The 19,775-nt window shown below is 71.7% G+C and carries 18 protein-coding genes; 4 read left to right on the forward strand and 14 right to left on the reverse strand.

Features of this window, described 5'->3' with window-relative positions; all coding sequences use genetic code 11:
* Positions 1–534: 534 nt before the first annotated feature.
* Positions 535–1,533: a tryptophan--tRNA ligase gene (gene trpS, locus OG700_RS16010; protein ID WP_405614048.1), complete on the forward strand. Its 999-nt coding sequence runs from the start codon at positions 535–537 to the stop codon at positions 1,531–1,533.
* Here the strand turns inward: trpS and OG700_RS16015 are convergent.
* Positions 1,500–2,501 carry a GlxA family transcriptional regulator gene (locus tag OG700_RS16015; RefSeq protein ID WP_405614050.1) on the reverse strand — a complete coding sequence of 334 codons (1,002 nt, stop codon included), beginning with the start codon at positions 2,499–2,501 and terminating at the stop codon, positions 1,500–1,502. The two genes, trpS and OG700_RS16015, sit on opposite strands and share 34 nt — an antisense overlap.
* A gap of 75 nt (positions 2,502–2,576) precedes the next feature.
* Between OG700_RS16015 and OG700_RS16020 the strand changes: the two genes are divergently transcribed.
* Positions 2,577–3,167: a cysteine hydrolase family protein gene (locus tag OG700_RS16020; RefSeq protein WP_405614052.1), complete on the forward strand. Its 591-nt coding sequence runs from the start codon at positions 2,577–2,579 to the stop codon at positions 3,165–3,167.
* Between the two features lie 27 nt (positions 3,168–3,194).
* Here the strand turns inward: OG700_RS16020 and proC are convergent, their stop codons facing one another.
* From proC to OG700_RS16060, 8 genes are all read right to left on the reverse strand, one after another.
* Positions 3,195–4,004, reverse strand: a complete 810-nt coding sequence (gene proC, locus OG700_RS16025) for a pyrroline-5-carboxylate reductase (RefSeq protein ID WP_405614054.1) — start codon at positions 4,002–4,004, stop codon at positions 3,195–3,197.
* A 157-nt stretch (positions 4,005–4,161) separates the two neighbouring features.
* Positions 4,162–4,977: an ABC transporter permease gene (locus OG700_RS16030; RefSeq protein WP_405614056.1), complete on the reverse strand. Its 816-nt coding sequence runs from the start codon at positions 4,975–4,977 to the stop codon at positions 4,162–4,164.
* Complete coding sequence (locus tag OG700_RS16035) at positions 4,974–5,747, reverse strand: ABC transporter ATP-binding protein (RefSeq protein ID WP_405614058.1); 774 nt, start codon at positions 5,745–5,747, stop codon at positions 4,974–4,976. The genes OG700_RS16030 and OG700_RS16035 overlap by 4 nt, the downstream gene beginning before the upstream one ends.
* Before the next feature lie 46 nt (positions 5,748–5,793).
* Entirely contained in the window at positions 5,794–6,879 is a 1,086-nt protein-coding gene (locus OG700_RS16040; RefSeq protein ID WP_405614060.1) for an NAD(P)/FAD-dependent oxidoreductase, read from the reverse strand.
* A 132-nt stretch (positions 6,880–7,011) separates the two neighbouring features.
* Positions 7,012–7,884 (reverse strand): RNA polymerase sigma factor SigJ, encoded by an 873-nt coding sequence (gene sigJ / locus OG700_RS16045; protein WP_405614062.1) that lies wholly within the window; start codon positions 7,882–7,884, stop codon positions 7,012–7,014.
* Positions 7,885–7,913: 29 nt separating this feature from the next.
* Positions 7,914–8,702, reverse strand: a complete 789-nt coding sequence (locus tag OG700_RS16050; protein WP_405614064.1) for a class I SAM-dependent methyltransferase — start codon at positions 8,700–8,702, stop codon at positions 7,914–7,916.
* 64 nt (positions 8,703–8,766) lie between these two features.
* The gene (locus tag OG700_RS16055) at positions 8,767–9,273 is read right to left on the reverse strand and encodes a hypothetical protein (RefSeq protein WP_405621741.1); all 507 of its coding nucleotides are present in this window, start codon (positions 9,271–9,273) and stop codon (positions 8,767–8,769) included.
* A gap of 120 nt (positions 9,274–9,393) precedes the next feature.
* Complete coding sequence (locus tag OG700_RS16060; protein ID WP_405614066.1) at positions 9,394–9,723, reverse strand: SH3 domain-containing protein; 330 nt, start codon at positions 9,721–9,723, stop codon at positions 9,394–9,396.
* A gap of 149 nt (positions 9,724–9,872) precedes the next feature.
* On the opposite strand from OG700_RS16060, the gene OG700_RS16065 reads away from it, so the two are divergent.
* Positions 9,873–12,152, forward strand: a complete 2,280-nt coding sequence (locus OG700_RS16065) for a serine/threonine-protein kinase (RefSeq protein ID WP_405614068.1) — start codon at positions 9,873–9,875, stop codon at positions 12,150–12,152.
* A gap of 51 nt (positions 12,153–12,203) precedes the next feature.
* Here the strand turns inward: OG700_RS16065 and ilvD are convergent, their stop codons facing one another.
* From ilvD to OG700_RS16085, 4 genes are all read right to left on the reverse strand, one after another.
* Complete coding sequence (ilvD, locus tag OG700_RS16070; RefSeq protein ID WP_405614070.1) at positions 12,204–14,054, reverse strand: dihydroxy-acid dehydratase; 1,851 nt, start codon at positions 14,052–14,054, stop codon at positions 12,204–12,206.
* Between the two features lie 169 nt (positions 14,055–14,223).
* Positions 14,224–14,835, reverse strand: coding sequence for a TetR family transcriptional regulator (locus tag OG700_RS16075; protein WP_405614072.1), 612 nt, complete (start codon positions 14,833–14,835; stop codon positions 14,224–14,226).
* Positions 14,832–15,794: a sugar phosphate isomerase/epimerase family protein gene (locus OG700_RS16080; protein WP_405614074.1), complete on the reverse strand. Its 963-nt coding sequence runs from the start codon at positions 15,792–15,794 to the stop codon at positions 14,832–14,834. The genes OG700_RS16075 and OG700_RS16080 overlap by 4 nt, the downstream gene beginning before the upstream one ends.
* 196 nt (positions 15,795–15,990) lie before the next feature.
* Positions 15,991–16,929 carry a Ppx/GppA family phosphatase gene (locus tag OG700_RS16085; RefSeq protein WP_405614076.1) on the reverse strand — a complete coding sequence of 313 codons (939 nt, stop codon included), beginning with the start codon at positions 16,927–16,929 and terminating at the stop codon, positions 15,991–15,993.
* A gap of 39 nt (positions 16,930–16,968) precedes the next feature.
* Between OG700_RS16085 and OG700_RS16090 the strand changes: the two genes are divergently transcribed.
* On the forward strand, positions 16,969–17,799 hold the full coding sequence (locus tag OG700_RS16090; protein ID WP_405614078.1) for a hypothetical protein: 831 nt from the start codon (positions 16,969–16,971) through the stop codon (positions 17,797–17,799).
* Positions 17,800–17,839: 40 nt separating this feature from the next.
* Here the strand turns inward: OG700_RS16090 and OG700_RS16095 are convergent, their stop codons facing one another.
* Complete coding sequence (locus OG700_RS16095) at positions 17,840–19,633, reverse strand: BACON domain-containing protein (RefSeq protein WP_405614080.1); 1,794 nt, start codon at positions 19,631–19,633, stop codon at positions 17,840–17,842.
* Positions 19,634–19,775: the final 142 nt, after the last annotated feature.

Raw genomic sequence — 19,775 nt, forward strand, 5'->3', positions numbered from 1 at the left:
GGCTTCCCTTCGGTCTTGCTTTCCTTCGTCTCCGACTCTATCAGAACCTTTCGGCGCCTGATTCCCAGTCAGCGGGGCTTGTCTTTCCGGCCCTTCGGCCGTTCCGACGAGTGAGACTTTAGCGGAACCACTCCCCCGACGCTAATCGGGGTTCGCGTCCCTTCGAACGCGGATTCCTCATTTCGCAAAAGCGCACACAAAAGAGAGCGACCGGATGTCGCGCGATTGCAGTGGTCTTGCGGAATGACCGTCCGGGGACCGACCGGGGTCGATGCTCACGTCGGACAGCTCGGAGAACATTACGTTCCCACCTGGGACGTGTCAACTTCGGGTCATCGGGGTACTGGCCGCGTACTCTGCCACCCATGTCCACGCATGTGTGTAGCTACAGCTGGCGGGCCGTCTGACGGCGGCCTGCTGACACGTATGCGATCAACGGCCGCCGCTCTGGCGGCCGTTCGCGTTTCTCCCCCTGGTGGAGTACCGGAGCCCGGCCCCACGGCGGTGGCTCCGACCAGGAGTGGGAAGACAGAGATGACGCGGATCTTCAGCGGGATCAAGCCGACGGGCCATATGACGTTGGGCAACTACCTCGGAGCCGTACGCAGGTGGGCGGAGGTGGATCAGTTCCGGGCCGACGCTCTGTTCTGCATCGTCGATCTGCATGCCCTGACCGTGGAGCACGATCCGGCCCGGGTGCGCAGGCTCAGCCGGCAGGCGGCGACGCTGCTGCTGGCGGCCGGGCTGGATACGAGCCGGTGCACCGTGTTCGTGCAGAGTCATGTGGGCGAGCACACCCGGCTCTCATATCTATTGGAGTGCACGGCCACGGACGGCGAGCTGCGGCGCATGATCCAGTACAAGGAGAAGTCCGTGCGGGCCAAGGCCGCCGGGCAGAGTGTGCGGACGTCGCTGCTGACCTATCCGGCGCTGATGGCGGCGGACATCCTCGTCTACCGGACCGACGAGGTGCCGGTGGGTGACGACCAGGCGCAGCATGTGGAGCTGACGCGGGACCTGGCCGAGCGTTTCAACCTTCGCTACGGGCCGACGTTCACCGTGCCGAGGGCCACGCATCCGCCGGTGGCGGCGCGGGTCATGGATCTCCAGGATCCGGGCTCGAAGATGGGGAAGTCGCACGACTCCGGGGCCGGGATCGTCTATCTGCTGGACGAGACGGACGTGGTGCGCAAGAAGGTGACGCGGGCAGTCACGGACAGCGGGCGCGAGGTCGAGTACGACCCGGTGGCCAAGCCGGGGGTGGCGAATCTGCTGGAGATTCTTGCGGCGTGCGGGGGCGGGAACCCAACTGAGCTGGCCGGTGTATACGAGTCGTACGGCTCACTCAAGAAGGACACAGCCGAAGCCGTCGTCGAGCTGTTGCGGCCGGTCCGGGCGCGGCATGCGGAGCTCGCGGCGGATCCCGGTCATGTGGACCAGATTCTGAAGGAGGGTGCGGATCGGGCCAGGGGGATGGCCCGGCCGGTGGTGGATGCGGCCTACGAGGCGATCGGGCTGTTGCCCGCCGGCTGACGGAAGGCCGCGCGGTAGTCGCGCGGGCTGGTGCCGAGGTGGCCGGCGAAGTGCTGGCGCATGGTCACCTCGCTGCCGAAGCCCGTGCGGCCCGCGACCTCGGCCATGGGGAGGTCGGTGCGTTCGAGGAGTTTCTGGGCCGCCGCGAGGCGCTGTGCGATGAGCCAGCGGAGGGGCGTGGTGCCTGTGGTGGCCTGGAAGTGGCGGGCGAAGGAGCGGGGGGACATGCCCGCGTGGGCGGCGAGGGCGGTGATGGTGAGCGGCTGGTGGAGGTGGTGCAGGGCGTATTCGCGTACGGAGGCGAGGGCATCCTCGTCCCGGTCGCTGCGAGGGGTGGGCCGCTCGATGAACTGGGCCTGGGTGCCGGTGCGGTAGGGCGCCGTGACCATTGAGCGGGCGATGGTTGCCGCCGTCTCGGCACCGTGGGTCGTGCGGACGAGATGGAGGCAGAGGTCGATGCCCGCTGCGGTGCCGGCGGAGGTCCAGATGTTGCTGTCGTGGAGGAAGAGGGCGTCGGGGACGACGGTGACTTGGGGGTGGTGTTCGCGGAGGAGTCCGGTGAGGTGCCAGTGGGTGATGGCGCGGCGGCCGTCGAGGAGGCCGGCCTGGGCGAGGGTGAAGGCCCCTCCGCAGAGTGCGGCGATCGTCGTGCCTCGGTGGTGGGCGCGGCGGAGGGCGTCGAGTACGGGTGCGGGGGCCGGGGTGAGGTGGTCGTCCAGGCCGGGGACGACGATCAGGTCGGCTCGGGTGAGCCAGTCGAGGGTGCGGTCGGGGGTGAGGGTGAGCCCGCCGCGCAGGGGAATGGGCGCGGGGTCGGCAGCGGGGCGGTGGAGGTGGAAGGCGGGCACGCCTCGGTCGGTGCGGTCGACGCCCCAGACCTCGGTGATGACCGAGATGTCGAAGGCGCGGATGCCGGGAAAGGCGAGGAGGGCGATGCGTTGGGGGGTGGAGGCGAGGACGTCGGCCATGGTTGGCAGTAAACCATCGACCGCTGACTTCTGTACCTGTGGAAGGGGCGGGTGCCCGGCGGCAGCATGAGGTTCATGGACATGGCGAAGAACGCGGCTCTGGTGATCATCGATGTGCAGCGGGGATTCGAGGAGGTGGAGCACTGGGGTGTGCGGAACAACCCGGAGGCGGACGACAACATCGCCGCGCTGATCGACGCGTGGCAGGCGAGTGGGCGGCCGGTCGTGTTCACACGACACGACTCGACGGAGCCGGGTTCGCCGTTGCGGCCGGGATACGAGGGGAACGGCTTCAAGGAGTACGTGGAGCGGCGGCGGGGGAAGGGCGCGGCCGAGTCGGAGCTGCTGGTGGCGAAGAGCGTGAACTCCGCGTTCTACGGCACGCCGGATCTGGACGCGTGGCTGAAGGCAGCGGGGATCGGGCAGCTGGTGATGGCGGGGATCCAGACCAACATGTGCGTGGAGACCACGACGCGGATGGCGGGGAATCTCGGGTACGACGTGTTCTTCGCGCTGGACGCGACGTACACCTTCGGCCAGGAGGGGCCCTGGGGCTGGGAGTTGACGGCGCGGGAGTTGGCGCGGGCGACTGCGGTGTCGCTGCACGGTGGTGGCTTCGCGCAGGTCGTGACGGCGCAGGACGTGGTGCGGGCGGCGTCCGCCTGACCGTGCGCCGCGCCGGGGGCGTGGTGGTCAGCCGTTGCCGGAGGCCAGTTCGCGGCTGCGGTCGCGGGCCGCTTCGATCGCGGCGATCAGGGCGGCCCGTACGCCGTGGTTCTCCAGTTCGCGGATGGCGCTGATGGTGGTGCCCGCCGGGGAGGTCACGGCCTCGCGGAGCTTGACCGGGTGCTCGCCGCTGTCGCGGAGCATGACCGCGGCGCCGATGGCCGCCTGGACGATGAGGTCGTGGGCCTGGGCGCGGGGCAGGCCGAGGAGGATGCCGGCGTCGGTCATGGCCTCGACCAGGAAGTAGAAGTACGCCGGGCCCGAGCCGGAGAGAGCGGTCGCCGCGTCCTGCTGGGACTCGGGGACGCGGGCGGTCTTGCCGACGCCGCCGAAGATCTCCTCGGTGTGGTTGAGGTCGGCGGGGGTGGCGTGGCTGCCGCCGGAGATGACGGACATGCCTTCATCGACAAGGACGGGGGTGTTGGGCATGACACGGACGACGGAGAGGCCGGTGATGAGGCGTTCTTCGATGAAGGCCGTGGGGATACCCGCGGCGGCGCTGATGACCAGGCGGTCGGCGGCGACGTGGGGGGCGAGTTCGTCGAGGAGCTTGCCCATGTCCTGCGGCTTCACGGCGAGGATGAGCGTGTCGGCGCGCTTGGCGGCTTCGGCGTTGGTGACCGGCTCGACACCGTAGCGGTCCCGGAGCTGTGCGGCGCGTTCGGCACGGCGGGTGGTGACCAGGAGGTCGGCGGGGCGCCAGCCGGCGCGGATCATGCCGCTGAGGAGAGCTTCGCCGATCTTGCCGGTACCGAGGACTGCGATGGTCTTGGTCATGCGGGGCACCTCGCCGGTGGGCTGTGTCGAGCCGTCGTACGGACTATCCGGGATCATCCTCGCATCGGCGGCGGGGGCGGGCTCGTGGTGTCCGAGTGGCGGAACGGCGGACGGGGTCGGACAGCTCGCTCGGTCAGCTCGGTCAGCTCGGTCGGGCCTATTCCGTGCGGCGGCGGAGGGTCGCCGCGCCCAGGGCGAGAACCAGGACCGCGCAGCCGGCGACGATCAGGATGTCGCGTACGAAGTTGCCGGTGGCGTCGGAGTGGCGCAGGACCTCGTTCATTCCGTCGACGGCGTAGGACATGGGCAGGACGTTCGAGATCCCTTCGAGCACCGGCTGCATGTTCTCGCGTGCGGTGAACAGTCCGCAGAGCAGCAGTTGGGGAAAGATCACCGCCGGCATGAACTGGACGGCCTGGAATTCGGACGAGGCGAAGGCCGAGACGAACAGTCCGAGTGCCGTGCCGAGCAGGGCGTCGAGGATGGCGACCAGCATGAGCAGCCAGGGCGATCCGACGACATCGAGGCCGAGACCCCAGACGGCGAGTCCGGTGGCGAGCAGGGACTGCACGACGGCGAGGGCGCCGAAGGCCAGGGCGTAGCCGGCGATGAGGTCGGCCTTGCCGATGGGCATGGCGAGGAGGCGTTCGAGCGTGCCCGAGGTGCGCTCGCGGAGGGTGGCGATGGAGGTGACCAGGAACATCGTGATCAGCGGGAAGATGCCGAGCAGTGCGGCACCGATGGAGTCAAAGGTGCGGGCGTCGGCGTCGAAGACGTAGCGCAGGAGGAAGAGCATCACGCACGGGACGAGGATCATCAGCGCGATGGATCGGAGGTCGTGGCGGAGTTGACGCAGGACGCGGGCGGCGGTGGCCAGGGTCCGGGCGCCGGAGAAGGCGCGGAGGGCGGGGGCCGACGTCCGGGCCGGGGCCGGGGTCGAGGTCGAGGTTGGGGTCGGGGCCGAGGTGGTCATCGGGGGGTCTCCTGAAGTGCGTGGGCGTTGGCCTCGTCGACCAGGTGGAGGAAGGCTTCCTCGACCGTTTCGGAGCCGGTGCGGGTGCGCAGGGCGTCGGGGGTGTCGTCGGCCAGGATGTGGCCGTCGCGCATGAGGAGGAGGCGGTCGCAGCGTTCGGCCTCGTCCATCACGTGGGAGGAGACGAGGAGGGTGGCCGCGCGGTCGGCGGCGATGCGGTGGAAGAGTTCCCACAGGTCGCGGCGGAGTACGGGGTCGAGGCCGACGGTCGGCTCGTCGAGCACGAGGAGTTCGGGCGTGCCGAGGAGGGCGACGGCGAGCGAGACGCGGTTGCGCTGGCCGCCGGAGAGTCTGCCCGCGAGGGCATCTGCGTGGGAGGTGAGGTCGACGTCGGCGATGGCGCGGTGGACCGTCTCCTCCCGGGCGGCGCGGTGGGAGCGTTTCGGGTCGAGGATCGCCGCGAAGTACTTCAGGTTCTGACGGACCGTCAAGTCGTCGTAGACGGAAGGTGCCTGGGTGACGTAGCCGATGCGGGCGCGGAGTGTGGCGTCGCCGGCCGGGCGGCCGAGGACGTCCAGGGTGCCGGTGACCTTGGCCTGGGTGCCGACGACGGCGCGCATCAGGGTCGACTTGCCGCAGCCGGAGGGGCCGAGGAGGCCGGTGATCCGGCCGGGCGGTACGGCGAAGTCGAGGTCGCGCAGCACGGTGCGTTCGCCTCGTACGACGCGGAGACCGCGGGCGCGGATGGCAGCCTCGGCTTTATTCATCATGCGATGAATAATGCTCCCGTCCGCGTCCCACCGTCAAGCGCCGGGGCTACCCCCCGAAGCCCGGGAAGCGCCCGACCAACTTCGGCCCGCGGGACGCCATCTTCAGGGCGCCGACCGTGGATCGGACGATGCCCTCCTTCACGAAGGCCGCCTGACGGCCGGTGAGGACACGTTCGCGGGGCGAGTCGTCGGCCCGTACGAACTGGACCAGCCCGTCACGGCGGCCCAGGCTCAGGCACTGGAGGTTGTACGAGAAGCGCAGCGGCTTCGGATCCCCGCCCCGCAGTTCGGCGATGATCGAGTTCGCGGCCTGCGAGCCGCTGGGCAGGGCGGCGGCGCAGCCCATCCGCAGCGAACCGGCGGTGGCGCTGTGTCCGGCGGCCGAGTCACCCACCGCGTACACCTCCGGATGGGACACGGACCGCAGCGCCGCGTCGACCTCGACGCGTCCCCCGGCGTCGGTGGCGATCCCGGCGGCGCGCGCCAGTTCGGTGTTGGGGGTCATGGAGGCGGCCCAGACGACGACATCGGCGTCGATGTCGTCGGGGCGGGCGACGCGGCGGCCTTCCTCGACGCGTACGCCACGGTCGGCGAGCGCCCTGCGGACATGGGCGCGGCCCGTGTCCGAGAGCCCCGGACCGACGACGTCCTCCGTAAGAAGGCCGACGTGCCAGTGGGGGTGGGTCTCGGCGAGTTCGGTGGCCAGTTCGATCCCGGTGAGGCCGCCGCCCACGACCGTCAGGGCGCCGGGCCCGTCCTGGAGGCGTGTGTGCAGTTCGGTGGCGGACTCGACGGTGTACGCGCGTTCGCGGTTGCCGGGGCCGACGGGGTCGACGGATCGGGTGCGGCTGCCGAGGGCGTGGACGAGCCGGTCGTACGGGAGGACACGGCCGTCGTCGGTACGGACCTCGCGGGCGGCGGCGTCGATGGCCGCCGCGCGGGCGGCGACATGGGTGATACCGGTGGAGCGGAGGAACGTGCGGAGTGGGTGGGTCACGTCGGGGCGTCCGGCGGCGCGTTCGTGCAGCCGGATGCGTTCGGTGAACCGGTCGGCGGGGTCGACGAGGGTGACGTGGGCGTGCGGGGCGACGCGCAGCGCGCACATCAGCCCCGCGTATCCCGCGCCGACCACGACGACCTGCTGCTTTCCCTCGGGAGAAGGAGAAGCGGGGGAAGCCGGGTAAGCAGAGGAAGAGGAAGTGGCGTTGGTGGGTGTCATACAAGGGGGACGACGCGGGGCGTCCGGATGTAACAGTGAGTGCGGTCACAGACTCCCGAGGTCGAGATGGGCCAGCTTCTCCGGGTTGAGCACGGCGTCGATCTCGGTGATGAGCCCGCCGTGCACGTTGAATCCGAAAACGCCGCACTGCTCGCCGACGGGGTCGACCAGCACCACACCCGGCGAGCCGTTCACCTCCCGTACGACGGCGTACATCGTCTCGTGGTCGAAGTCGCGCATCAGGCGCCGCGTGAAGCGGACGACCTTCTCGCCACCGACGACGGGCAGTCTGGCCGCCGTGACCTTGCCGCCACCGTCCGTGCGCCACACCACCTCGGGGTCGAGAATCTCCAGCAGACCGTCGAAGTCCCCGCCCAGCACGGCCGACAGGAACGCGTCGACGGCCCGCCGGTGCTCGCCCCGGTCGACGGAGCGGCGGGGCGTCTCGACCCGTACCCGGTGGCGGGCACGGGAGGCCAACTGCCGTACGGAATCGGGCGTACGGCCCACCACTTCCGCGATCTCCTTGAACGGCACGGCGAAGACGTCGTGCAGGATGAACGCGGTGCGCTCGGCCGGCGTCAGCCGCTCCAGCACGGTGAGCATGGCGAGCCCGACGGACTCGTCCAGCGTGACCCGGTCCTCGGGCCCGCCCTCGGTGACCACCGGCTCGGGCAGCCACGGCCCGACGTACGACTCGCGGCGGGCACGGGCGGACCCGAGCTGGTCGTAACAGAGCCTGCTGACGACCGTCGTCAGATAGGCCTTGGGGTCGTCCGCCTCCCCGTCGGGCAGCCGTTCCCAGCGCAGCCACGCCTCCTGGACGGCGTCCTCGGCGTCGGCGACGGATCCGGTGATGCGGTAGGCGATGCCCCACAACCTCTTGCGCTGCTGCTCGAATTCCGCCAGCTCGGCCATGCGTCGGCGCTCCTCTCCCCTGCCGGGCGTCAGGCCCGGGACAACGGGCCTCGGACAGCGGACGAAACGGAGGGACGAACTGTGACAGTCAGCTCGACCACATACGCCTCCTCGACCGATCCGGCCGGAAAGACCTTGAGCAGTTCGGTGCGTTCCTCGGCGAGGTGGGCGGCCGTGGCGTCGTCGCCGAGCACCCGGAAGAGGGAGTGGCCGCCGAGGCTGGCGAGGTGGGTGTCGAGCGGGACGGTGCGCGTCCAGCGCAGTTCGCGCCGCACGGGGGCCAGAGCGTCGGACAGGCCCTCGCGGTGCCGTCCGCCGGGGCTGTGGGCTGTGGGCTGTCGCGCCGGCGACCTGCGCAGCCGTCGTTCCTGTGCGGCGACCCGGGGGACGGCGGGGTCGGAGACGTTCCACCACAGGGCGAGCGCGCCGCCGGGGCGCAGTACCCGCAGGGCCTCGGGTATGGAGCGGGCCGGGTCGGTCCAGTGCCAGGACTGGGCGTACGTGACCAGGTCGACCGACGCGTCCGCGATGGGCAGGGCGTCGCCGAAACCCCTGACCAGCGGGGTGTCCGGCAGCGTACGGCGCAGCTGCTCGGCCATGCCGGGACCCGGCTCGACGGCGGTGACGTCGGCGCCACGGGCACGCGGCAGGCGGGTGGCGATTCCGGTCCCGGCACCGACGTCGAGGGAGCCTCGGAGGGGGCGGCCGGGCAGTTCCTCGACTGCGTCGAAGAGCACCGGCGGACAGCCGGGCCGGGCGGCGTCGTACTGGCCGGCGACGGCGTCGAAGGAGAGCGCGCGATCGGTCATGGGGCTCATCCTGACGCGTGCGGTGTCCGCGGGCGCCGCGCGGGGGCGTGCGCGTGCGCGGCCCGCCCGGCGATCAGGTGCGCTTGGGGCGCTTGGCCTTGCGGGCGGCCGGGTTGCCTGTACGGGTGGTGCGCCGGCGCTCGTACCGCGTGACGGCCGTCTCGTACTCGGTACGCCGTAGCCGCTCCCCCGGCGCCTCGGCGAGCGAGCGCAGGAAGTACGCGATCAGCGAGCCGATGAAGCCGATGCCCTTGAGGCTGCGCAGCGCCTCCTCGCGGGCCGGGTCGGCGGGGCGCTTGGAGAAGCCTTCCCAGGTCTTGCGGAAGGCGATGGCGCCGCACACCGAGAACATCACGATGACGAGGACGCCGACGAACGAGCCGGCCTTCGCGATCTCCAGGCCTTCGTAGGAGAAGCGCAGCAGAAAGCACGCGCCCAAGACGGCGGCCAGCGAGCCGACGGCGACGGCGACGCGGCGGAGCGCGTAACCGCCGTCGTGCGCGACCCACGTCGTGCCGAAGAAGCGGATGGGCTCGGGCCGGGGACCGCCGGGGCCACCGTCGCCGCTGCCGCCGTCCACGGACGGCGTGACCGCTGCGGCGGCGGTGGTCTCGGACGTACCCACGATCGTGCCTTTACTCTCGCTCTTGCTCTGGCTCTGGCTCACATGGCGATTATCCCTGTGCGCGAGAGCCGGGGCTCAGGCGCAGCGTGGAGCGACGTAACCGTCACTGCCTGTCTTCACGTACGCGTCCGAGACGAACTCGCCGTTGGCGATGTTGTCCCAGATGTTCGACGTCCCGTACGGCCCGGACACCGACTGGCCCGCCTTCTGGCAGTAGATCGGAATCGTGGCGTTGTACGGCAGCACGCGCACCAGCGAGTAGTGCGTCCCCGGCCCCGAGCGCACGTTGACGCGGTATCCCGGCGCGATCGGGTAGCGGGCCGCCGCCGCGGCGAGGGTTCCCGCCTCGGTGTCCGGACCCGTCTCCTCGACCGCTCCGGGCTCTCCCGCTTCTTCAACAGCCATCGTCGTTCTCCCCCTTGGTGCTCTCTTGGTGATCTTGTTGAATGTTCACTCTCTGCGACGCGCAGGCTAGCAAGACCCTTCAGCCGCAGCCGCACCATCGACTAGGCTCCGTGAGTCGCGCTCGCTGAAGCGACACGGGGGACTCACACATGGAATACGCCGGGAGTTACCGCCTTGAGGCCTGCCTCGGCTCCGGCGGCATGGGCGTGGTGCACCTCGCCCGCTCCGCTTCGGGGCTGCGGCTCGCCGTGAAGGTGGTGCACCAGCAGTACGCGGCGGACCCGGAGTTCCGGGCCCGCTTCCGCCAGGAGGTCGCCGCCGCACGGCGCGTGAGCGGTGCGTTCACCGCGCCCGTCGTCGACGCCGACCCGGACGCCGAGCGGCCCTGGATGGCCACCTCGTACATCCCCGGCCCGACCCTGGCCGAGCAGGTGAAGAGCAACGGGCCCATGGCCCCCGCCGAGTTGCGCCGGCTGACGGCGGGGCTCGCCGAGGCGCTGCGGGACATCCACCGGGCCGGTGTCGTGCACCGTGACCTCAAGCCGGGCAACGTACTGCTCACGGACAACGGCCCCAGGGTCATCGACTTCGGCATCTCACGGCCGGTCGACAGCGATCTGCGCACCGAGACGGGCAAGTTGATCGGCTCGCCGCCGTACATGGCGCCCGAGCAGTTCCAGCGCCCGCGTGAAGTGGGGCCCGCGGCCGATGTGTTCGCGCTGGGGTCGCTGCTGGTCCACGCGGCGACCGGACGTGGGCCGTTCGACTCGGACAGTCCGTACATCGTCGCCTACCAGGTGGTTCACGACGAGGCGGATCTGGTCGGCCTGCCCGCCGATCTGGCGCCGCTGGTCGGGCGGTGTCTCGCCAAGGACCCGCGGAAGCGTCCCACGCCGGACGAGATCATGTCGGAGCTGCGCCCGCCGTCGTACGAGGCGGACGCCTTCATACCGGCTCAACGGCGTCGCGTGCAACGGCCGTTGACGGCGCCGGGCGGGGAACAGCGCACCCACGCCGGGGCGCACGGGCATGGGCACGGGCCGTCGGGACACCCGTCGTCCGGGCGCGCGCCGGCCGCGAAGTCCGCTTCGTCGCCCGCGCCGAAGTCGACGTCGAAGCAGGCACCGAAACTGGCGACGAAGCAGGCATCGAAGCAGGCGACGGCCGAGCCTGATACCGTCGACGGCCGTCGCCTGCGGGCCAAGTGGCCTGCCCTCGCCGTCGGCATCGTCGTGCTCGTGTACGGCGGCCTCTGGGCCGCGCAGGGATTCGGCGACACCCGGCCGCCCGCCTCCGGCCCGCGCGGCTCCGGTGCGCCGGGAACCGCGGCCGCGGCCGCGGCCTTCAAGCCGTGGCTGGCCCCGGCCATCGGGGACACGGCCGAGCGCGGCACCGCGCCGAGGTGTACGTACACACCCGTCGCCTCCGGCGCCCCGGCGACGCTGCTCTGCTCCACGCGCGGCGTCGCCGCCGCCCGGCTCGATCCCGCCGGCGGTCGGGTGATCTGGTCGCACGGCGCGGGCGCCGAGAGCACGGAGGCACCCGTCGTCTCCGGCGGACTGGTCCACGCCGTCCTCACCTCGTCGCACGACTCGTGGCTGCGCGCGTACGAGAAGGCCGACGGCACCCCGGTGTGGAGCGCGGACGTCTCCGGCTACCAGGGCGGCGTCCACCACGCCGGCGACACCGTCCTGCTCGTGAAGAACGACGGACGGGTGAAGGCGCTGAACGGTGCGACGGGCAAGACGCGTTGGCAGCATCCGCTGCCCGGACACAGCGCGCCCATCCTCGCTCTGCACAGTCCGGAGACCGGTCACACCTACGCCGCCGAGCCGTCCGACGACAACCGCACCACGCTCATCAGCGCCGTGGAACCGGAGACCGGCGAACTCGCCTGGCAGCGGCGGCTCGACGGCAACCTCACGCCGGTGGCCACCGAGCGCGGCACCCTGTTCCTCAGGTCGCTCGCCCCGGACTCGATGACGGACGCGGTCGTGCGCTACGACCCCGTGAGCCGGGCCGTACGCCGCGTCCCGCTGCCCTACGTCGTGGCCGACGCGCAGTTCGCCGTGCGCGACGGCACCGCCTACCTGCTGGCACGCGGCGGGACCCTGCTGGCCGTCGACACCACCCGTACGGGCTCGAACACCGAGCCGCGCTGGCAGTTGGAGACCGACGTCGCCCGCGCGTCGCGCCCCGTCGCGACGGCCGGCGACCGCCTCTACTTCTCCGCCGCCGACGGACAGCTGATCACGGTCGACACGGCGGACGGCACCCTGATCGGCCGTACGAAACCACGTCTGCTGTCGGGCAGGCTCGCCTACATGGCGTCGCTGCCCGCCCCCGCCACCGCCCCCGGCCGTGTCTACGCCGGCGCGCCGGACGGGTCCGTCTTCGCCGTGGACAGCGAGAACCCCGACACCTGGTGACACGCACCGGGTGCCGGGGTCCGCCGATTTCGGGTCCGGGGTCGAGGGTCGTCAGCCCAGCAGGGAGACGTCCCGGACCGCGCCCTTGTCCGCGCTCGTAGCCATCGCCGCGTACGCGCGCAGCGCCACGGAGACCTTGCGCTCGCGGGCGACGGGCTCGTACACACCGTTCAGCGCGTCCCGCCGCACCGCCAACTCGTCGTCCCCGACGAGCAGTTCGATCGAGCGCCCCGGAATGTCGATCCGCACCCGGTCGCCGTCCCGCACCAGCGCGATCGTCCCGCCGGACGCCGCCTCCGGCGAGGCGTGGCCGATCGACAGGCCCGACGTACCGCCGGAGAAGCGGCCGTCGGTGACCAGGGCGCACGCCTTGCCCAGGCCCAGGCCCTTCAGATACGACGTGGGGTAGAGCATCTCCTGCATGCCGGGGCCGCCGCGCGGACCCTCGTAACGGATGACGATCACATCGCCCTCCTTGATCTCCTTACGGAGGATCTTCTCGACGGCCTCCTCCTGCGACTCGCAGACGACGGCCGGGCCTTCGAAGGTCCAGATCGACTCGTCCACTCCGGCGGTCTTCACGACGCAGCCGTCGACGGCCAGGTTGCCCTTCAGTACGGCGAGGCCGCCGTCCTTCGAGTACGCGTGCTCCAGCGAGCGGATACAGCCGCCCTCGGCGTCCAGGTCGAGCGTGTCCCACCGCTCGGACTGGGAGAACGCGGTCGCCGACCGCTTGCAGCCGGGCGCCGCGTGCCACAGCTCGACGGCCTCCTCGGAGGGTGAACCGCCGCGCACGTCCCACGTCTTGAGCCACTCGTCCAGCGAGTCGGAGTGCACCGAGTGCACGTCCTCATTAAGGAGGCCGCCTCGGTACAGCTCGCCCAGGATGGCGGGGATACCGCCGGCCCGGTGGATGTCCTCCATGTAATACGTGCCGCCGGGCGCCACGTTCGGCGCGACCTTCGACAGGCACGGGACGCGCCGCGAGACGGCGTCGATCTCGTCCAGGCCGTATTCGAGACCGGCCTCCTGGGCGGCGGCGAGCAGGTGCAGGATCGTGTTCGTGGAGCCGCCCATGGCGATGTCGAGCGCCATGGCGTTGTCGAAGGCCGCGCGGGTGGCGATGTTGCGCGGCAGGACGGTCTCGTCGCCGCCTTCGTAGTAGCGCTTGGTGATGTCCACGACCGTGGCGCCCGCGTTCTCGTACAGCGCCTTGCGCGCGGTGTGCGTGGCGAGGACGGAGCCGTTGCCGGGCAGGGCGAGACCGATGGCCTCGGCGAGGCAGTTCATCGAGTTGGCCGTGAACATGCCCGAACAGGATCCGCAGGTCGGGCAGGCGTTCTCCTCGATACGCAGGATGTCCTCGTCCGAGACGGACTCGTCCACCGCGTCCGAGATCGCGTTGATCAGATCCAGCTTGCGGACCGTGCCGTCGACCAGCGTCGCCTTGCCGGCCTCCATCGGGCCGCCGGAGACGAAGACCGTGGGGATGTTGAGGCGCATCGCGGCCATCAGCATGCCGGGCGTGATCTTGTCGCAGTTGGAGATGCAGATCAGCGCGTCCGCGCAGTGCGCCTCGACCATGTACTCGACGGAGTCGGCGATCAGATCACGGGACGGCAGGCTGTAGAGCATGCCTCCGTGGCCCATCGCGATGCCGTCGTCGACGGCGATGGTGTTGAACTCGCGCGGCACGGCGCCGGCGGCCTTGATCGCCTCGGAGACGATCCGGCCGACGGGGGCGAGGTGGGTGTGCCCGGGGACGAACTCCGTGAAGGAGTTGGCCACGGCGACGATCGGCTTGCCGATGTCCTCGCTCGCTACGCCCGACGCCCGCATAAGGGCGCGTGCGCCCGCCATGTTGCGGCCGTGGGTGACAGTGCGGGACCTCAGCTCGGGCATCGTCGCTCGCTCCTTCGGCAGATCCTTCGGTGGGAATGACTTTTTCGAGCCTACGCCCACTGCTCCAAGATCTGGACAGTCGGTCCGGAATGCGGGACGACCGTTCAGCTTTCGGTCGGACTCGGTCCGGTACGGGCCGGACCACGCGCAGACCACGCTCATGCTTCGGTCACGCTTCGGTCAGGTACCGCTGGAGCGTCGGCGCGACGAGCTTGACGATCTCCTCCGTGTCCACGGAGGCCAGGGGCTCCGCCTTGATCACGTACCGCAGGAACGCGATCCCGATCATGTGCGAGGCGGCCAGCTCGGCGCGGAAGGTGGGCTCCGGTACGTCCAGTTCGACCGCGATCCGCTCCAGCAGCCGCCGCAGCACGAACTTGCGCAGCAGGGCCGCCGCGGCCTCGTTCGTCATGGCGGAACGGACGATCGCGAGCAGCGGGGCCCGGGACACCGGGTTCTCCCACACGCTGATGAAATAGCGCGCGAGCCGCTCGCCGATGACCTCCTTGCCGCCGCTCAGCAGGGCGGGGACGGCCAGCGCCGGTTCGAAGGACAGCTCGATGGCCGCGTCGAAGACCTCGTCCTTCGTACCGAAGTAGTGATGCACGAGGGCCGGGTCCACGCCGGCCGCCTTCGCGATACCGCGCACGGAGGTCTTGTCGTAACCGCGCTCGGCGAACTCCGCACGGGCCGCGTCCAGGATCCGCTCGCGGGCGCCGGGGCCGGTCTCCGCGTCCGAGCGTGCGGGACGGCCACGGCGGCGCGGGGCCGTACCGGTCATGGGCGGCGGATCCGGGGCCGGCCGCGGGACAGCCGCGGCTGCGGCGCCCGCGTCTCCGCCGGCGACGGGCCGGACGGCGGTTCCGACGACGGACCCGGGTGCGAGCCGGACGAGGACCCGGACGGCGGTCCCGCCGCGGATCCCGCGGCCGAGCCCACCGACGCCAGATGCAGCCGCGTGAAGGCCAGCGCCTCCGCCAGATCGGCCTCGCGTTCGGCCGAGGACATCGCGCGCCGTGTGTTGACCTCGATGACGACATGCCCGTCGAAGGAGCTGCCGGCCAGCCGTTCGAGCAGTTCGGCGCAGGGCTGGTTGCCGCGTCCCGGCACCAGGTGCTCGTCCTTGGCCGAGCCGTTGCCGTCGGCGAGATGGATGTGTCCCAGCCGGTCGCCCATCCGGTCGACCATGGCCATCGCGTCCGAGCGGGCGGTGGCTGTGTGCGACAGGTCGACGGTGAAGTGGCGGTAGTCGTCCTTCGTCACGTCCCAGTCGGGGGCGTACGCGAGCACTTCACGGTCCCGGTAGCGCCACGGGTACATGTTCTCTACGGCGAAGCGCACATCCGTCTCGTCGGCCATCCGCCAGAGACCGGAGACGAAGTCACGGGCGTACTGACGCTGCCAGCGGAACGGCGGGTGTACGACGACGGTGGAGGCGCCCAGCCGCTCGGCGGCGGACCGCGCCCGCTGGAGCTTGGTCCACGGGTCCGTCGACCAGACACGCTGGGTGATCAGCAGACATGGCGCGTGGATCGCGAGGATCGGCACGTGGTGGTAGTCGGAAAGGCGGCGCAGGGCCTCGATGTCCTGGCTGACGGGATCCGTCCAGACCATGACCTCCACGCCGTCGTACCCCAGGCGCCCGGCGATCTCGAAGGCCGTCGCCGTGGACTCCGGATAGACGGAGGCCGTCGACAGGGCGACCTTCGCATCCGGGATGCGCACCACTGGTTCTGCCACGGAGACAGCGTACGGGCACGGGCAGGCGGCATCGCGGGCAGCGCAGCGGAAAGTGACGAGGGCAACGGGCCGAGGCGCCTGTCACGGCCGCCTGTGACGGCCCGCCCTCCCACGGCCCGCCCTCTCGCCCTCCTTGGGAGGGATCACCCACCGGCCCTCCTTGAGGAGGCGCGCATCAGACCTGCCTCGTGGGCAGTCAGACCTCCGTCGTGGGCAGCTGGTCCAGCCGCCGCAGGATCACGCCCTCGCGCAGCGCCCACGGACAGATCTCCAGCTCCTCGACGCCGAACAGATCCATCGCCGCCTCCGCGACCAGCGCGCCGGCCAGCAACTGGGACGCCCGCCCCTCGGAGACGCCGGGCAGCCCGGCCCGCCGCGCGGCGGTCATCGTCGCCAGCCTGGGGACCCACTCCTCCAGCGATTTACGGCTCAGGTCCCGCTGTACGTACAGCCCCTCGGCCGAGCGGGCCGCCCCGGCGATCCGCGCCAGCTGCCGGAAGGTCTTCGAGGTGGCCACGACATGGTCCGGCTCGCCGAAGCGGGTGAACTCGCCGACGTTACGGGCGATCTGGGCCCGCACGTGGCGGCGCAGCGCCCGTACGGCCTGCGGATCGGGCGGGTCCCCGGTCAGCCAGCCAGCCGTGAGACGGCCGGCGCCCAGAGGCAGGGACACCACGGCGTCCGGTTCCTCGTCGATGCCGTACGCGATCTCCAGCGAACCGCCGCCGATGTCCAGGACCAGCAGCTTCCCGGCCGACCAGCCGAACCAGCGGCGGGCGGCGAGGAAGGTCAGCCGGGCCTCCTCGTCGCCGCTGAGGACCTGGAGGTCGACGTCCGTCTCCTGTTTGACCCGGGCGAGCACCTGGTCGGCGTTGGTCGCCTCGCGCACGGCGGACGTGGCGAACGACAGCACCGCCTCGCAGCCCTTGTCCTCGGCGGCCTGAAGCGCCTCGGCGATGGTCGCCACCAGCCGCTCGACGCCGTCGGGGCCGATCGCGCCGTCCGCGTCGAGCAGTTCGGCGAGTCTCAGCTCGGTCTTGTGCGAATGGGCGGGCAGCGGGCGCGCCCCACGGTGGGCGTCGACCGCCAGCAGGTGGACGGTGTTCGAACCGACGTCGAGGACTCCGAGTCTCATGCGCGAACGCTACTGCGACGACACGCATACGCTGGAGCCGTGCCAAAGACGAACAAGGCGAAGCCGGGCAAAGCCAGGCGCGCCAAGAAGCAGCACGAGCAGGGTCCGCCCGACGAGAAGGGGCTCGACTTCGCCCGGTCCTGGGTCGAATTCCCTGATCCGGCGGACGACGAACAGGTCTTCCGCTGCGATCTGACCTGGCTCACCTCGCGGTGGACCTGCGTCTTCGGCAGCGGCTGCCAGGGCATCGAGGCGGGGCGCGCCGACGACGGCTGCTGCACGCTGGGGGCGCACTTCTCCGACAAGGACGACGAGAAGCGCGTCGCCGGGCACGTGAAACGCCTCACGCCGGAGCTGTGGCAGTTCCACGACGTGGGGGCGGACGGCGGCTGGACGGAGACGGACGACGACGGCGCCCGCAAGACGCGCCGCTGGGACGGCTCCTGCATCTTCCAGAACCGGCCCGGCTTCGCCGGTGGCGCGGGCTGCTCGCTGCACATCCTGGCGCTGCGGGAGGACCGCGAGCCGCTGGAGACGAAGCCCGACGTCTGCTGGCAGCTGCCGGTCCGGCGTACGTACGACTGGATCGACCGGCCCGACGAGTCGCGGGTGCTCCAGGTGACGATCGGGGAGTACGACCGGCGGGGCTGGGGCCCCGGCGGGCACGACCTGCACTGGTGGTGCACGTCGGCGACGTCGGCGCACGGCGCGGGCGAGCCGGTGTACCGGACGTACGCGCCCGAGCTGACCGAGCTGATGGGCAAGGCGGGATACGAGGCGCTGGCCGAGCTGTGCGAGGTACGGCTGTCGAGCGCGCTGCCGCTCGTCGCTCCGCACCCGGCGGACCCCGCCCCGGCGCCCGCGTCCTGACGGCGGGCGGCGGCCCGCCCCCTCAGGACACTGACAGCACTCACGGCGTCGTGGGCGGCGTCCCCGAGCCGCCCGGATCGGTCGGGTCACCGGACGAGGGCGGCGGGTCACTCGGTCCACCGGTACCGGGATCCGTCGGCTCGCCCGTGCCGGGCGGCGGGCCGGTCGGATCGGTGGGATCGGTCGGGTCGCTCGGCCCGGGGCCGCCGGTGCCCGGCGGCGGTGAGGACGGCGGGCGCGTCGGGTGCGTGGGCCGGCCGGGATCGCCCGGATGCGACGAGGGCGGCGGCCGGGACCCGTAACCGCTGATCGCGACCACCGAGCCCGACGGGGTCAGCCCGATACGGGCGCGCCACGGGCCGGACGGCTCGCGCGAGTGGTCCACGTGGACGTGGACGGTGACGGACCTGCCGGGGGCGAGCGTGCCGGACGCCCGGCTCAGCCGCAGCCACGACGCGCTGGTCCAGGCCGACCACGAGACGGGCTCGCCGCCGGTCGCGGTGAGCGTGATCCTCGTCCGGTCGCCGGTCGACTCCGCTGTGACCAAGAGGCGCCCCGTGCCCGTTCCGGGCGTGCCGGACGGGGTGTCCGTACCGTCGCTGACGACCTCGACGGAGACGTCCGGGTCATGGCTGCCGGGGGCGAAGGGGTCGAAGGGCCTGTTCTTGGCGTTGCCCGCGTTCTCGTACGTGTCGTTCGGATCGCCCCCCTGCGTTCCGCGCCGCTCGGCGTGACCGGCGCTGACCGACGTCCCGCCGTGGCCCTCGCCGGTCGGCGGCGCGCCCCGGTACGCGGCCCAGAGGGCGAGCACGGGCGCGGCGACGACGGTCGCCACGACGGTGGTGGTGACGGCCCTCGCGCGCAGCCGGTCCCGGCGGGCGGCGCGGTCCTTCGGGTCCGTGGGGAAGCCGTCGCGGCCGAAGCGCGGGGTGGTGGCACGGGCGCGCGGGGTGTTCGCCATGGCGGCGTACGCCGCTGCCCGGGGGGCCGCCACGAGCGGCAGGACGGCGGTCGACGCGGCCCAGGAGGGCGTGCCGGACGACGTGCGCCGGGCGGCGCGTGCGGAGGCGGCCGAGCCGGGCCAGGGGCCCGCCGCCTCGGCGCGCTCGGCGGCGCGGCGGCAGCGCGGGCAGTCGTCCACGTGCCGGACCAGCTCGCGGCGGAGCGCGGCCGAGAGCAGCACCTGGTCGTCGCCGGTGAGCTGGGCGACGGCGGGGCAGTTGCCCGTCTCCACGACGGCGAGCGCGGCCCTGGTGCGTTCGACCTCGCAGGCGGCGGAGTTGAGCAGTTCGCGGGCCGGCAGCGGCTCCATGGACAGGACGGCGGCGACGTCGTCCGCGCCGAGCCGGTGGCGTGCGGCCAGTTCGAGGGCTTCGCGCTGCTCGGGGGTCGTACCGGCGGCTTCGGGCCAGGCCAGCGCGGCGAGTTCACGCCGACGGCGCTCGGCGACCGCCGTCGGTACATCGGCCCTCGTGTCGGCTCCGAGGCCCCCGCCCGGCTCGCGACGGCCCGTGTGCGCCCCCGGGCGGCTCCCCCGCCGCTCGCCGAGCCGCCGCAGACAGGCCCACCGGGCGAGCGCGTACAGCCAGGCCCCGCGCTTGCCCGCGCCCGCCGGGCAACGCCCGTACTGGCGCTCGGAGATGGCCAGGACTTCGCCCAACACCTCGGTGGCCGCGTCGTGGTCGCACAGCACGGAGAGGCAGTACGTGAACAGCCCGTCCAGATAGGGCTCGTACCGCTCGGGCGGCCGGCGCGTCTCCGATCGGGGCGCGCGACGGGGCGCACGGTGTGCGCCGGTGGTGTATGTGGGGGGCTCCAGTCTGCTGCTCGTCACCCGGCGACGGTAGACAGGGGAGCGCACGACTCTCCCCACGCTTGCCTACTTTTAATCATTACGGGTGAAACGACCGCTCTGCCCGTACCTCGGCCACCGCCCGCGAAGTGGCCACCGCGGTAAGGACTGTCAGTGGTCGCCT

Source organism: Streptomyces sp. NBC_01508 (genome assembly GCF_045040315.1).
In the GTDB taxonomy this organism is placed as follows: domain Bacteria; phylum Actinomycetota; class Actinomycetes; order Streptomycetales; family Streptomycetaceae; genus Streptomyces.

Coding starts and splice junctions, on each gene's coding strand:
- OG700_RS16085 (WP_405614076.1), bottom strand. CDS start 16,929: ATGAGACTCGGAGTCCTCGACGTCGGTTCGAACACCGTCCACCTGCTG.
- proC (WP_405614054.1), bottom strand. CDS start 4,004: ATGACCAAGACCATCGCAGTCCTCGGTACCGGCAAGATCGGCGAAGCT.
- sigJ (WP_405614062.1), bottom strand. CDS start 7,884: ATGGCCGAGCTGGCGGAATTCGAGCAGCAGCGCAAGAGGTTGTGGGGC.
- OG700_RS16015 (WP_405614050.1), bottom strand. CDS start 2,501: ATGGCCGACGTCCTCGCCTCCACCCCCCAACGCATCGCCCTCCTCGCC.
- OG700_RS16020 (WP_405614052.1), top strand. CDS start 2,577: ATGGACATGGCGAAGAACGCGGCTCTGGTGATCATCGATGTGCAGCGG.
- ilvD (WP_405614070.1), bottom strand. CDS start 14,054: ATGCCCGAGCTGAGGTCCCGCACTGTCACCCACGGCCGCAACATGGCG.
- OG700_RS16035 (WP_405614058.1), bottom strand. CDS start 5,747: ATGATGAATAAAGCCGAGGCTGCCATCCGCGCCCGCGGTCTCCGCGTC.
- OG700_RS16030 (WP_405614056.1), bottom strand. CDS start 4,977: ATGACCACCTCGGCCCCGACCCCAACCTCGACCTCGACCCCGGCCCCG.
- OG700_RS16065 (WP_405614068.1), top strand. CDS start 9,873: ATGGAATACGCCGGGAGTTACCGCCTTGAGGCCTGCCTCGGCTCCGGC.
- trpS (WP_405614048.1), top strand. CDS start 535: ATGACGCGGATCTTCAGCGGGATCAAGCCGACGGGCCATATGACGTTG.
- OG700_RS16075 (WP_405614072.1), bottom strand. CDS start 14,835: ATGACCGGTACGGCCCCGCGCCGCCGTGGCCGTCCCGCACGCTCGGAC.
- OG700_RS16060 (WP_405614066.1), bottom strand. CDS start 9,723: ATGGCTGTTGAAGAAGCGGGAGAGCCCGGAGCGGTCGAGGAGACGGGT.
- OG700_RS16050 (WP_405614064.1), bottom strand. CDS start 8,702: ATGAGCCCCATGACCGATCGCGCGCTCTCCTTCGACGCCGTCGCCGGC.